The organism is Shinella sp. AETb1-6 (assembly GCF_009826875.1).
Taxonomy (GTDB): domain Bacteria; phylum Pseudomonadota; class Alphaproteobacteria; order Rhizobiales; family Rhizobiaceae; genus Shinella; species Shinella sumterensis.
On sequence record NZ_WUMM01000004.1, the window covers coordinates 348375 to 360397 of the forward strand.

General features: G+C 65.0%; 14 protein-coding genes. 10 read left to right on the forward strand and 4 right to left on the reverse strand.

Features of this window, described 5'->3' with window-relative positions; translation table 11 throughout:
* Window positions 1–59: 59 nt before the first annotated feature.
* A complete protein-coding gene (locus tag GR158_RS09430) occupies window positions 60–1190 on the reverse strand; it encodes an AI-2E family transporter (protein ID WP_160870875.1) in 1131 nt (376 codons plus the stop codon).
* A gap of 163 nt (window positions 1191–1353) precedes the next feature.
* Here GR158_RS09430 and GR158_RS09435 point away from each other — a divergent pair, with 163 nt between their 5' ends.
* Window positions 1354–1767, forward strand: coding sequence for a DUF930 domain-containing protein (locus GR158_RS09435; RefSeq protein WP_134647635.1), 414 nt, complete (start codon window positions 1354–1356; stop codon window positions 1765–1767).
* 69 nt (window positions 1768–1836) lie between these two features.
* On the opposite strand, the gene GR158_RS09440 is transcribed toward GR158_RS09435, so the two are convergent.
* Window positions 1837–2697, reverse strand: a complete 861-nt coding sequence (locus GR158_RS09440) for a VOC family protein (protein WP_160870966.1) — start codon at window positions 2695–2697, stop codon at window positions 1837–1839.
* A 344-nt stretch (window positions 2698–3041) separates the two neighbouring features.
* On the opposite strand from GR158_RS09440, the gene GR158_RS09445 reads away from it, so the two are divergent.
* Window positions 3042–3701, forward strand: coding sequence for a hemolysin III family protein (locus GR158_RS09445; RefSeq protein ID WP_160870967.1), 660 nt, complete (start codon window positions 3042–3044; stop codon window positions 3699–3701).
* Window positions 3702–3710: 9 nt separating this feature from the next.
* On the opposite strand, the gene GR158_RS09450 is transcribed toward GR158_RS09445, so the two are convergent.
* Complete coding sequence (locus GR158_RS09450; protein WP_160870876.1) at window positions 3711–4214, reverse strand: hypothetical protein; 504 nt, start codon at window positions 4212–4214, stop codon at window positions 3711–3713.
* Window positions 4215–4341: 127 nt separating this feature from the next.
* On the opposite strand from GR158_RS09450, the gene GR158_RS09455 reads away from it, so the two are divergent.
* Window positions 4342–4845: a GNAT family N-acetyltransferase gene (locus tag GR158_RS09455; protein WP_134647627.1), complete on the forward strand. Its 504-nt coding sequence runs from the start codon at window positions 4342–4344 to the stop codon at window positions 4843–4845.
* A 4-nt stretch (window positions 4846–4849) separates the two neighbouring features.
* Here GR158_RS09455 and msrB read toward each other — a convergent pair whose 3' ends face one another.
* Entirely contained in the window at window positions 4850–5257 is a 408-nt protein-coding gene (msrB, locus tag GR158_RS09460) for a peptide-methionine (R)-S-oxide reductase MsrB (RefSeq protein ID WP_160870877.1), read from the reverse strand.
* A gap of 223 nt (window positions 5258–5480) precedes the next feature.
* Between msrB and GR158_RS09465 the strand changes: the two genes are divergently transcribed.
* From GR158_RS09465 to mnhG, 7 genes are all read left to right on the forward strand, one after another.
* A complete protein-coding gene (locus GR158_RS09465) occupies window positions 5481–7808 on the forward strand; it encodes a putative monovalent cation/H+ antiporter subunit A (RefSeq protein WP_160870878.1) in 2328 nt (775 codons plus the stop codon).
* A 289-nt stretch (window positions 7809–8097) separates the two neighbouring features.
* On the forward strand, window positions 8098–8517 hold the full coding sequence (locus GR158_RS09470; protein WP_134647624.1) for a Na(+)/H(+) antiporter subunit B: 420 nt from the start codon (window positions 8098–8100) through the stop codon (window positions 8515–8517).
* Window positions 8514–8894: a Na+/H+ antiporter subunit C gene (locus GR158_RS09475; RefSeq protein WP_202402218.1), complete on the forward strand. Its 381-nt coding sequence runs from the start codon at window positions 8514–8516 to the stop codon at window positions 8892–8894. The genes GR158_RS09470 and GR158_RS09475 overlap by 4 nt, the downstream gene beginning before the upstream one ends.
* 17 nt (window positions 8895–8911) lie before the next feature.
* Window positions 8912–10453, forward strand: a complete 1542-nt coding sequence (locus tag GR158_RS09480) for a Na+/H+ antiporter subunit D (protein ID WP_160870879.1) — start codon at window positions 8912–8914, stop codon at window positions 10451–10453.
* Window position 10454: 1 nt separating this feature from the next.
* Complete coding sequence (locus tag GR158_RS09485) at window positions 10455–10928, forward strand: Na+/H+ antiporter subunit E (protein ID WP_160870880.1); 474 nt, start codon at window positions 10455–10457, stop codon at window positions 10926–10928.
* The gene (locus GR158_RS09490) at window positions 10928–11284 is read left to right on the forward strand and encodes a cation:proton antiporter (RefSeq protein WP_160870881.1); all 357 of its coding nucleotides are present in this window, start codon (window positions 10928–10930) and stop codon (window positions 11282–11284) included. The genes GR158_RS09485 and GR158_RS09490 overlap by 1 nt, the downstream gene beginning before the upstream one ends.
* Entirely contained in the window at window positions 11284–11640 is a 357-nt protein-coding gene (mnhG, locus tag GR158_RS09495; protein WP_134647616.1) for a monovalent cation/H(+) antiporter subunit G, read from the forward strand. Before GR158_RS09490 ends, mnhG begins: the two co-directional genes overlap by 1 nt.
* Window positions 11641–12023 lie beyond the last annotated feature (383 nt).

Here is a 12023-nt window from a genome sequence, read left to right on the forward strand (position 1 = left end):
GAGATAGAGAGCCGCGCCCCCGGCATCAAGCAAGCTTTTGACGCCGGGGTGTTTTTGCGTCACCCCGGCAGGATGCGCTTGGCGGCCTTGCGCTTGGCGGGGCGCAGTTCGTCGGCGATGGTCTTGGCGATGATGGAGAGCGGCAGGGCGAGCATGGCGCCGGCGGCGCCCCACATCCATGTCCAGAAGATGATCGCGGTGAAGACGATGAAGGCGTTGACCTCCAGCCGCTTGCCCATCACCGCCGGCATGACGAGGTTTTCGATGGCAAGGTGCACGAGGAAGAACAGGAAGGCCGGCATCAGCCCCATCACGATCGTGTCGTGGGTGAGAAGACCCGCCGAGGCGAGCGCGATCGTCATCAGCGTCACGCCGAGGAAGGGCACGAAGCTGGAGATGAACGCAAACAGGCCCCACAGCACCGGCATGCCGAGCCCGCCGAACCAGGCGATCAGGCCGGTGATCACGCCGAGCGAGCCGTAGACCAGCGCCGCCGTCGCGAAATAGTAGCCGAGCGCGGAATCGATGGCGTTCATGATGCGGATCGTCGTCAGCCGCTGGCTGCGGCGCGGAAACGTCATGATGAGCATCTGGCGCAGCTTGAGCCGTGCGGAGAGGAACAGCACGAGTGCGGCAAAGAAGATCATGCCCTGCAACAGGGCGGGGGTGAGGCTGGACGACAGGATGCTCAGCACGCTGCCGGTGTTTTCCAGCACCTTCTCCATCGACATCTGCCCGGTCTCGAAGGCGGCCGGATTGACGTTGAGCCAGCCGAAACGGGAAAAGAGCGGTGTGATGCGATCATAGGCGTCGCGCACCAGATCCGGGGCATTGGCCGCAAGCTCTGTGATCGGCTCGGCCAGCGCGCCGGCGATGAGGAACAGGCCGACACCGAAGGCGCTCGCCAGGAGGAGGGCGGCGGGCAGCGGGGGAATGCCCATCTTGTTCAGCTTCTCGGCGGCGACGCCGAAGATCAGCCCGATGACGACGGCCAGCGACAGCGGGATGAGGATGGGCGCCATCAGATAGACGATGCCCATGGCCATGATGGCAAAGATGCCGATGATCGCCCAGGACGAGGCGGTCAGCAGCCCGTCGCGTCTTATCGAGACGTCCTCGACGTCGTCTTCGTTTTCGAGGCTGCTCGCCAGCAGGCGGCGTTCGGCTGGCTTTGCGGTCATGTCGTGCATGGAAGGATCCCCCTGTCTGCGCCACAAACGCCGCCGGTCGGTGGAAGTTCCATAAGCAAATGCCGTTGTAACCTCTGGTGGGTTGCCGGCCGTCGTCAAATCGACATATTGCCGGGCAAACCCCAACGAGCCGTCGAAAACGACGCTGCGAAGAGGATTGAGAATGGTAAACCGGCAGACCCGCGGCCTTCGACTTGCCCTGTGCGTGCTTGCGCTGCTGCCCGTCGGCCTGTCGCCCGCCATGGCGATGGACGCCCGGGTGCGCGGAGAGTTGCAGAAGCTCGACCCGGAAGAACGGCTCGAGCAGCGGTGCGACATGGAAGCGATGGACAAGATCAGCGGCGCCAGGGAAGGCTACCGTCCCGACAAGGTCATCGCCTACGCGTTCGGCGATCCCAAGGTCGACGGCACGACGCTGAAGACGAAGGGCGCGGTGTTCCGCAGCAAGGGCGAATGGTACCGCCTGTCCTACAAGTGCGAGACGAGCGCCGACCGCCTGGAGATCAACGCCTTCAAATACACGATCGGCGAGCCCGTGCCGCACGATCAGTGGGCCGCGCACTACCTTTACGACTGATCGGACCTTTACGACGGAAGGGATGGGCGCGAGAAGCGGCGCTCAACGCCTGCCTCTCGCGCCTGTGGCCTAAGCCGAAAGCTTCAGTCCGATGCCCCAGGGATCGACGAGCGAGACGGTGTCGCCGGAGCGGGTGGTCGGGATGGCCAGTTCGTCCAGCTTTGCCACGGCCGCGTCGAGCTTGGCCTTGTCGTTGAAGCGCAGCGTATAGTCCGAAAGACCGGTCATGCCGTCCTGCCGCTTCGGCCGGCCGCGCGAGTTCCACACATTGGCCGCCACATGGTGGTGGTACTTGCCCGTCGAAAAGAAGCTCGCACCCGGATAGGTCGCCATGATGTCGAGGCCGAGCACGTCGCGGAAGAACGCGTCGGCTTCTGGGATATCCGAGACCTGCAGGTGGATATGGCCGATGACCGTGCCGTTTTCCTGGCCCGTCCAGCCGTCCTTCGGGGCCTCGTCGTAGAGCGCCTGGAGGTCGAGCCGGTTCGTCGCCATCTTCACCCCGCCGTCGGGAACATAGGTCCATTCCGAGCGGTCACGGTCGCGATAGATCTCGATGCCGTTGCCCTCGGGGTCATCCAGATAGATCGCCTCGCTGACGAGATGGTCGGATGCGCCGGTCAGCGGCACGTTGTTGTGGGCGGCATGCGCCAGCCACCGGCCGAGCTCCTTGCGGTTCGGCACGAGAAAGGCCGTGTGGAACAGGCCGGGTGCCGTGCGCGGCGCGCGGGCGGCGTTGCTGCCGGTGGTCAGCGTCAGCAGCGGACGTCCGCCCACGCCGAGCGTCTCGCCCGAGGCGGACGTGTCCAGCACCGAAAGGCCCATGGCCTTCTGGTAGAAGGAAGAGACCATCGGCAGGTCGATGACGTTGAGATGCGAATGGTCGACGAAGGCCGGCATATTGACGGCATGGTCGGTCGTGGCTGTCATGGATGCGGTCTCCGCGTGAAGGGGCAGGGCGGCGGCGCCAGCGATGCCCGCGGCGGCTGCGCCGAGAAAGGTTCGTCTGTCGAGAGCCGTCATGATGATGTCCCTGTTTCGGTTTCCCTCGGAAACCGTTCTGTCGGGAGGAATATGGCCGGCCGGCATCGTTCACGAAAGATGGCGTTTCGGCGATTTACTGTCAACACAGTGTTGACGGTCTGCGTGCGCGGCGTGACGAGCCGGCCAGCGTTTCAGCCGGCAATGATTGTTGATCCGGCCTCGGCGCTCTCTCCCTTGCCTCCGCGCTGCAAAGATACCACCATAGGAAGGAGTATCATGGCAGGCAGGGCATCGTGGAAATAAAAGGCGTCAAGTGGAACTATGACCGGTACGAGGTGATCGCCGACGGTGTCGTGCACGGCATCGGCGTCGTCTTCGCGCTGATCGGGGTGACGGCGCTGATCTTCTATGCGACCGTCTGGGCCAGCAGCGGCCAGCTTGCCGCCGCCTGGGTCTATGGCGTGGGGCTGGTGCTCTCTCTCGGCATTTCCTTCGCCTACAATATCTGGCCGGTCTCCACGGTGAAGTGGCATCTGCGCCGCTTCGACCATTCCGCGATCTTCATCCTCATCGCCGCGACCTACACGCCGTTCCTGCAACGCGGCATCGACGATCCGTTCCTGGCGGCCATGCTCGTCGGCATCTGGGTGATGGCGGCGGCGGGCGTGGCGCTGAAGTTTTTCTTCCCCGGCCGCTACGACAAGCTGGCGATCCTCATCTACCTCGCCATGGGCTGGAGCGGCGTCTTCGCCGCCGGGCCGCTCACCACGCACCTTTCCGCCGCCACGCTGGCGCTGATCGTCGTCGGCGGTGTGCTCTATTCGGTCGGCGTCATCTTCCATGTCTGGGAAAAGCTGCGCTTCCAGAATGCCATCTGGCACGGCTTCGTCGTGGCCGCCGCCGCCGTGCATTATTCGGCCGTCCTGACGAGCGTCGTCGCCGGCGTCTGACGCCGCCGCCTATTGCGCGGCGGGTGCCGCGCCCTGCGCGTTCGTGCAGCCCTGCGCCGGCCGCAGCGATTTCACCAGCCGGCCGACCAGCGGGGAAATCTCCGCCTTCATCGTATCAGGGTATTCCAGCACGAAGGAGGCGGCGGCACCCTCGCACAGCGCGATCGTCCGGTGATAGAGGATCGACGTGCCGCGCGTGCCCGAAAGGCTGGCCCAGCCGGCCGTCTGCCGGTCGTAACTCAGATCCCAGCCCTCCCGCGCATAGGTCGCGCGCCGTTCCGCCACGTCCTCCTTGAAATCGCCCTCGGCCAGCGTGTGGCCCCAGACGGCAAGCCTCGCCTCGCCATTGGCATAGCTCTGCCCATCGCCGTTGTCGGCCTCGCGCACCAGCGCAAAGCCCGGCGGTATCTCCACCGCAAAGCCGAAACGGGCATTGGCATAGGGCGTCCACTCCGCGGCAATCGCGGCGAGAGGCAGGCAAAAAACACCGATCAGGACGAGAAGAAGGCGCACGTTTTGAGGTCTCCGGTCATCAACAGGGAGGGAACGGACAGGCTAGGCCATTTCTTCGTGGATCAAAACACGCACTGGACAGCTTTCCCGCCCTTCCTGTAATTCATTCATAGAAGCCGGGGGAACCATGGACATCACGATACGCGACGCCACGGAAGGCGACCTTCCGGGCATCATGGACATTTACAACGACGCGGTTGTCAACACGACGGCGATCTGGAACGAGGCCGTCGTCGATCTCGACAACCGCAAGGCCTGGTTTGCCGCTCGTCGGGAACGGGGTTTCCCGGTCCTGGTGGCGCTGCGCGGAAAACAGGTGATCGGCTACGCCTCCTACGGCGACTGGCGCGCCTTCGACGGCTACCGCCACACGGTCGAGCATTCCGTCTATGTGCGCAGCGACACGCGCGGCGCGGGGACCGGCGGCAAGCTGATGAAGGCGCTGATCGACCGCGCGAGCTTCAACGGCGTCCATGTCATGATCGCGGGCATCGAGGCGGAAAACACCGCCTCGATCAAGCTGCATGAAAAGTTCGGCTTCCGCACCGTCGGCCGCTTCAGCGAGGTGGGCATCAAGTTCGGGCGCTGGCTGGACCTGACCTGCATGGAGCTGAAGGTGCCGAAGCGGTAAGCCCTCAGTCCGGATCGAAGCTGAGCGCCACGCCGTTCATGCAGTAGCGCAGGCCCGTCGGAGGAGGGCCATCCGGGAACACATGGCCGAGATGGGCGTCGCAATCCGAACAGCGGATTTCCGTGCGCGTCATGCCGTAGGAATAATCGGCGTGATCGGTGACGGCGCCGGGCTCGATCGGCTCGTAGAAGCTCGGCCAGCCCGTGCCGGAATTGTATTTCGCCTCCGACCGGTAAAGCGGCCTGTTGCAGCAGATGCAGCGATAGGTGCCCTTCTTCGACAGGTCGAAATCGGGGCTCGAGAAGGCGCGTTCCGTGCCGTGCTCGCGGGTGATGCGGAACTGCTCGGGCGTCAGGATCTGCCGCCATTCGTCCTTGGTCTTGTTGACCTTCAATGTCGTCGTCTCGCTCATGGGAACCTCCAGTTGCTCCATAGATAGGACGCCAATTGTGGCAAGACAATCAGCCCCCCGGAACAAGCCCGACGTTCCGCCGCCTGTGCCGCCCGTTGTCATATTCTCGTGAGCAAACGCCGGGTCGTGCCGATCGAGGGTGGTCATTTCCGCACAGGCATCCTAGAAACGGCACCGGAATGATCGAACGAAGACGGTCGAAGCCGCACGTGAGGGAGATTGAATGACAGGCACCATGGGCTTCACCTTGCTGGCCTTTTGCCTGCCGTTTATCGGCGCGTTCGTTGCACCCTTCCTGACGCGCCTGCTCGGGCACAATGCCGCCTGGCCGCTGGCGCTCATTCCCTTCGCCGTCTTCCTGCATTTCCTGGGCTTCAACGCCGATATCGCGGACGGCCGCATCGTCACGGGCGGCTATATGTGGGTGCCGTCCTACAATGTCAGCTTCTCCTGGCTGATCGACGGCCTGTCGCTGACCTTCCTTTTGCTGATTTCCGGCATCGGCACGCTGATCGTGCTTTACGCCGGCGGTTACCTGAAGGGGCACCCGCAGCAGGGGCGGTTCTTCTCCTTCATCCTGATGTTCATGGGCGCGATGCTCGGCCTTGTCGCCTCCGACAGTTTCCTGATGCTGTTCGTCTTCTGGGAGCTGACCTCGATCACCTCCTTCCTGCTGATCGGTTTCGACCATGCGCGCGAAGCCTCGCGCCGTGCGGCGCTGCAGGCGCTGATCGTGACGGGCGGGGGCGGCCTGTTCCTGCTGGCGGGCCTGCTGCTTTTGTGGGACGTGACCGATGTCACGCAGTTCTCGCTGCTCATGTCCTTCGGCCCGGAGCTGCGGGCAAGCCCGTTCTATCTGGCGATCCTGTTTCTCATGCTGGGCGGCGCCTTCACCAAGTCGGCGCAGTTTCCGTTCCATTTCTGGCTGCCCAACGCCATGGAGGCGCCCACACCCGTCTCGGCCTACCTGCATTCGGCGACCATGGTGAAGGCCGGCGTCTACCTCCTGATGCGGCTCAATCCGGTGATGGGCGGAACACCCGCCTGGGAGACGATCCTGCCGGCCATCGGCGGCCTCACGCTGCTGGTGGGAGCCGTGCTCGCCATCCGCCAGACGGACCTGAAGCTGATGCTCGCCTATACGACGGTGGCCTCGCTCGGCCTGCTGGTGATGCTGACCGGCTTCGGATCGGAACATGCGATTGCGGCGGCGGCGCTCTATCTCGTCGCCCATTCGCTGTTCAAGGGCGCGCTCTTCATGGTGGCCGGCCTTATCGATCACGAGACCGGTACGCGCGACGTCACGAAGCTCGGCGGCCTGCGCCGGGCCATGCCCATAACCTTCCTCGCCGCCCTTCTCGCCGCGCTCTCCATGGGCGGGTTGCCGCCCTTCTTCGGCTTCCTCGCCAAGGAAGAGATCTACGCTGCACTCGCCGGCGGCAATGTACGCGCCATCGCTTTCACCGCTGCCGCCGTTATCGGCAATGCGCTGATGTTTGCCGTCGCCTTCGCCGTTGCGCTGAAACCGTTCCTCGGCACTGCCGTCGCAACGCCGAAACGGGCGCATGAAGGCCCGGCGCTGCTCTGGATCGGACCGCTGCTGCTGGCGGTAAAGGGGCTCGCCATCGGCGTCTTCTCGGGCCTCGCCCATGTGCTGCTGACGGTGCCGCTCGCCTCGGCGATAGCAGGCACGCCGCAGACCATCACGATTTCGGCCGTGCCGCATATGGGCATCGCGCTCTATCTCTCGCTGCTGACCGTCGCCATCGGCGTCTTCGTCTTCCTGAAGCTGGATGCGGCCCGCGCGGCGGCCGACCGGCTGATCGAGGATATCGGCTGGGGCCCGGACAGGGGCTTCGACCAGGCGATGCGCGGCCTCGTGCGCGTCGCGACGCGGGTCACGCGCCTGACCCAGCCCGGCCTCATGGAAATCTACATGACGGCAACCTTCGTCGTGGTCGCGCTGGCGCTCCTGGTGCCGCCGGCGGTGTACGGCGAATGGCCGCGCGCGCCGGTCTGGCCCGCCGACATGCCGTTCCACGAACTGGCGGTGATGGCGCTGGCCGCGCTCGGCATCGTCGCCGTGCTGATGGCCAGCAACCGCCTGACGGCCATCGTGGCGCTCGGCATCCAGGGCTTCTGCGTCGCGATGCTCTTCCTGCTGTTCGGCGCCCCGGACCTCGCCTTCACGCAGTTCATGATCGAGACGCTCTCCGTCGTCATCCTGGCGCTCGCCATGACACGGCTGAAGCTGACGCCGCGCGACCATCGCCCGCTGCGCGAAAAGATCCCCGACGCCGTGATCGCCACCGCCTGCGGTGTCGGCTTCGCGCTCTATCTGCTGCGGGTCACGCAGGGGCGCTTCGACAGCGCGCTCACCGATTTCTTCAACCTCTATTCCAAGACAATCGCCCACGGCGCCAATGTGGTGAACGTCATCATCGTCGATTTCCGCGGCACCGATACGCTGGGCGAAATCGCCGTCGTCATGGTCACGGGGCTGGCGATCCTTTCGCTGATCCGCATCCGCAAGGGGAGAGTCGGTTCGTGATCGTTCGTGCCCGTTGCTACCCCCCGCATAGTGTCCACGCCGATGCCGCTCTTCCCTTCTCCCCGGCGGGGAGAAGGTGGCCCGAAGGGTCGGATGAGGGGGTGAAACAAACGAAAGTCCCGATCTTCCGGCGTCCCCCTCATCCGCCTGCCGGCACCTTCTCCCCGAGGGGAGAAGGGACGGGTGGCAATGGGCTCGTGCGGCATGCGATTGCTCCCCTCTTGTGGGGGAGATGCCCGGCAGGGCAGAGGGGGGTGTGCCGGTCTGCCGCCCTCGTGGAGGCCGCGGCATGAACACCCTGATCTTCCGCACCGTCGCGCCCTTCCTCACCGCGCTCATGGTGCTGTTTTCGCTGTTTGTGCTGCTGCGCGGCCATAACGAGCCGGGCGGCGGCTTCATCGGGGGGCTGATCGCCGTTTCGGCGCTCGCCATCTTCGGCATCGCCAACGGCATTGCGGCCGTGCGCCGGGCGCTCTGGTTCCATCCGATGGCGATTTCGGCCTTCGGGCTGTTCATCGCCTGTCTCGCCGGGCTGATGTCGATCTTCTTCGCAGTGCCCTTCATGACCGGGCTGTGGATCACGCCTGTCATCCTCGGCGTGGAAATCCCGCTGTCGTCGGTGATGCTGTTCGATACCGGCGTCTATCTCGTCGTGGTGGGATCGATCACTTCCATCGCGCTGGCGCTCGAGGCGGGGGACGACGCATGATGGAGTTTCCCTTCGCGCTGCTCGTCGGCCTGTTCTTCGCCGCCGCCGTCTATCTCATGCTGTCGAAGTTCCTCGTGCGCGTGCTGCTCGGCGTCGTGCTGCTCGGCAACGGCGTCAATCTGCTGATCTTCACCAACGGACGCATCCTGCGCGAGGTGCCGCCGATCATCCCCCACGGCCACGACGTGCCGGTGGCGCTGACGGCCAATCCGCTGCCGCAGGCGCTGATCCTGACGGCGATCGTCATTTCCTTCTCCTTCTTCGCCTTCCTCCTCGTGCTCGTCTACCGCGCCTATCAGGATCTCGGCACCGATAACGGCAACGAGATGCGTGCCTCCGAGCCGGAGAACGATCCCCTTCCGCCCACCGGCTACTGACAGGAACCGACCCGCCAATGGCCGAAAGCCCCGCCGATCTCTCCGCAGCCCTCCTGATGACGCCGGTCCCGACCGCCGACTGGCTGGTTGTGCTGCCGCCCGCCTGGTGCATCCTTGCCGGCGCGGTTCTCCTGATGCTGCGCAAGTCGCTGCACCTGCAGGCCTGGCTCGCGGTGCCGGCGCTTGCCATCCTCGTCGTGCTCGACGGGTTGCTGCTGCGCCATGTCCTCGCCAACGGTCCGGTGACCATGGTGATGGGCCGCTGGCTGCCGCCGTTCGGCATCGCCTTCACCGCCGACCTGGCGGGCGTGCTCTTCGCGCTTGCCGGCGCCGTGGTGGCGCTGGCGGGCGCGGTCTATGCGCTTGCCGATATCGACGGCAGCGCGCGGCGCTACGGCTTCTACCCGTTCCTGCTGCTGCTGATGGCCGGCGTCTCCGGCGCCTTCCTGACCGGCGACATCTTCAACCTCTATGTCTGGTTCGAGGTGCTGCTGATCGCGTCCTTCGGCCTGATCACGCTGGGCTCCGAGCCGCGCCAGATCGACGGCGCGATCAAATACGCCTTCCTCAACCTGATCGCCACGACGCTCTTCCTCGTCACGACGGGTTACCTCTACGGCATCTTCGGCACGCTCAACATGGCCGACATCGCGGTGAAGGCGGCGGCCGGGCGCGACAGCCTGCCGCTGATGACGCTCGCCACGCTCTACCTGCTGGCCTTCGGCATGAAGGCCGCTGCCTTCCCGGTGAACTTCTGGCTGCCGGCCTCCTACCATACGCCGCGCATCGTCGTGGCCGCGCTCTTTGCCGGCCTGCTCACCAAGGTCGGCATCTATGCGCTGCTGCGCACGCTCATCATGCTGTTTCCCGTCGAGCGCGAGGAACTGAGCTTCGTCATCGCGCTTGCCGGCACCGCCACGATGATCGTCGGCGCGCTCGGTGCGCTGGGCAACAGCGATATCCGCCGGGTGCTCGGCTATGTCGTCATATCCGGCATCGGCGTCATGCTGGCCGGCCTGTCGCTCGGCAGCCCGGGCGGCGTCGGCGGCGCGATCTTCTATGCGCTGCATTCCATGGTGGTGATGGCGGCGCTCTACATGGCCGCGGGGCTGGTGGGCCGGCTGGCCGGCAGCTTCGACCTCAACCGCCTCGGCGGGCTCTATGGCCGTTCGGCGCTGTTTTCCGCGCTGTCGCTCGTGCTGTTCTTCGCCGCATCGGGCCTGCCGCCCTTTTCCGGCTTCTGGCCCAAGGTCATGGTCGCCAAGGCGGCGCTGGATATCGGCGCCTGGTGGCTGGTGGCGGCCGTCTTCCTCACCGGCTTCCTCGTCACCATCGCGCTTGGCCGCGTCTTCGCGCTCGCCTATTGGCGGCCCGCGCCGGAACCGCTGCCGGCCACGGCCATCCCCGCAAGCCTGCTGCTGCCGCTGGCCGCCCTGACGGCGCTGACGGTGGCCTTCGGCCTGTTTCCCGAGGCCCTGCTGTCGACCATCCAGGCGGCCGCGCAGGGGCTGTCCGATCCGAGCGCCTATATCGGCTCGGTCTTTCCGGGAGGGACCTGACATGCGGCCTGCCGTCACCGTCGCGCTCTTCGCGCTTGTCTGGCTTGCCGTTTCCGGCAGCTTCACCATCCCCAATCTGCTGCTGGGTCTTGCCGCCGGGGCGCTGTCGCTCTGGCTCATCCGGGGCCATATCCGGCCCGACGGCCGGCGCTTCCGGCCGCTGAAGGTGCTGTCGCTCGCCGTGCTGTTCATCAAGGAGCTGGCGCTGTCGGCCTGGAAGGTCGCGGTGCTGGTGGCGAGCCCGAAAATGGCGCTGAGGCCGGGCATCTTCGCCTTCCCGCTGACGGTCGACCGGGATTTCGAGATCACGCTGCTCGCCAACCTCATTACGCTGACGCCGGGCACGCTCTCCGTCGATGTCTCCGAGGACCGCAAGGTGCTCTATGTGCACGCGCTCGACTGCTCCGACCCGGCCGGCGCGCGGCGCGATATCGCCAACGGCTTCGAGAGGAAGATCATGGAGGCCTTCCGCTGATGGGCGCTGCAACGATCCTTTCCGCCGCCTCGACGCTCGCGCTCGCGCTGATGTGCGTGGCCTTCTTCCTGACCGCATGGCGCGTCATCCGCGGCCCGACCCTGCCGGACCGCATCGTCGCGCTCGACATGCTGGTGGCCATCGCCATCGGCTTCATCGCCGTGATCGCCATCCGCACGGGCTTCAACCTCTATATCGACATCGCCATCGCACTCGGGCTGGTCGGCTTTCTCGCCACCGTCGCCTTCGCACGCTTCGTGCTGAGCCATGGCATGGCGGACGAAGGGGAGGAGTCGGCAGCCTCGCCGGCAAAGCCGGCGCGCGGCAAGGGCCGGCGCAAGGGGAGGGTGCGCTGATGCTCGATATCGTGCTCGCCCTCATCGTCGCCGTCATGCTCGTTTCCGGCGGCATCTTCGTCTTCCTGGCGGCGCTCGGCATCGTGCGCCTGCCCGATGTCTATACCCGCATGCACGCGGCCTCGAAGGCCGGCACGGTGGGCTCCGGCCTCATGCTGTTTGCGGCGGGCATCCACGCGCTCGATATCGCGATCTTCATGCGGGCCTTCGCCGGCTTCGTGTTCTTCGTGCTGACGGCGCCGGTGGCGGCCCATCTGCTCGCCCGGGCCGCGCACAAGGCCGGATATCGCCTCGCCAGGGTATCGGCGGTAGACGAGATGCGCGACGCGGAACGGCGGGACGCCAAGAAACGCTGACATTGCTTCCAATAGTATATTCTAAAACTTGGAATAGTTCTCACATTCTTGTGCACGCGGAGACTTGCGAAAATCTATCGCTTTGCGATTGCAAGATAATGCTGGACATTGAATTGTGGAATGATATTTCAGATGAAGTAAAGCTGATGCGCTGATTTAATTCATGCCCATTTTTCCTGCTTAGGTTGTGCGTCTTCGTAATCTAGCTCGCCCGCTATAGGTTTCGTCGAGATCGCCGTGCAGAGCGGATTGTGCGCTGGAGGGAATTATATTGGCGTAAAATTTCGGTGTTTTGGCTGACGCGCCCGCAAATCGGCGCCGTTTCGCGGCCCACTCACCGGGAACAAGGCTTTGTTCACAAATTGAAGTGTAGGCGGATGGAA

What these genes read in the sequence shown, in the direction of transcription:
- GR158_RS09475 (WP_202402218.1), top strand. Translation starts at nt 8,514, where the DNA reads ATGATGGAGTTTCCCTTCGCGCTGCTCGTCGGCCTGTTCTTCGCCGCC.
- GR158_RS09470 (WP_134647624.1), top strand. Translation starts at nt 8,098, where the DNA reads ATGAACACCCTGATCTTCCGCACCGTCGCGCCCTTCCTCACCGCGCTC.
- GR158_RS09435 (WP_134647635.1), top strand. Translation starts at nt 1,354, where the DNA reads ATGGTAAACCGGCAGACCCGCGGCCTTCGACTTGCCCTGTGCGTGCTT.
- GR158_RS09455 (WP_134647627.1), top strand. Translation starts at nt 4,342, where the DNA reads ATGGACATCACGATACGCGACGCCACGGAAGGCGACCTTCCGGGCATC.
- GR158_RS09430 (WP_160870875.1), bottom strand. Translation starts at nt 1,190, where the DNA reads ATGCACGACATGACCGCAAAGCCAGCCGAACGCCGCCTGCTGGCGAGC.
- GR158_RS09465 (WP_160870878.1), top strand. Translation starts at nt 5,481, where the DNA reads ATGACAGGCACCATGGGCTTCACCTTGCTGGCCTTTTGCCTGCCGTTT.
- msrB (WP_160870877.1), bottom strand. Translation starts at nt 5,257, where the DNA reads ATGAGCGAGACGACGACATTGAAGGTCAACAAGACCAAGGACGAATGG.
- GR158_RS09440 (WP_160870966.1), bottom strand. Translation starts at nt 2,697, where the DNA reads ATGACAGCCACGACCGACCATGCCGTCAATATGCCGGCCTTCGTCGAC.
- GR158_RS09480 (WP_160870879.1), top strand. Translation starts at nt 8,912, where the DNA reads ATGGCCGAAAGCCCCGCCGATCTCTCCGCAGCCCTCCTGATGACGCCG.
- GR158_RS09490 (WP_160870881.1), top strand. Translation starts at nt 10,928, where the DNA reads ATGGGCGCTGCAACGATCCTTTCCGCCGCCTCGACGCTCGCGCTCGCG.
- mnhG (WP_134647616.1), top strand. Translation starts at nt 11,284, where the DNA reads ATGCTCGATATCGTGCTCGCCCTCATCGTCGCCGTCATGCTCGTTTCC.
- GR158_RS09485 (WP_160870880.1), top strand. Translation starts at nt 10,455, where the DNA reads ATGCGGCCTGCCGTCACCGTCGCGCTCTTCGCGCTTGTCTGGCTTGCC.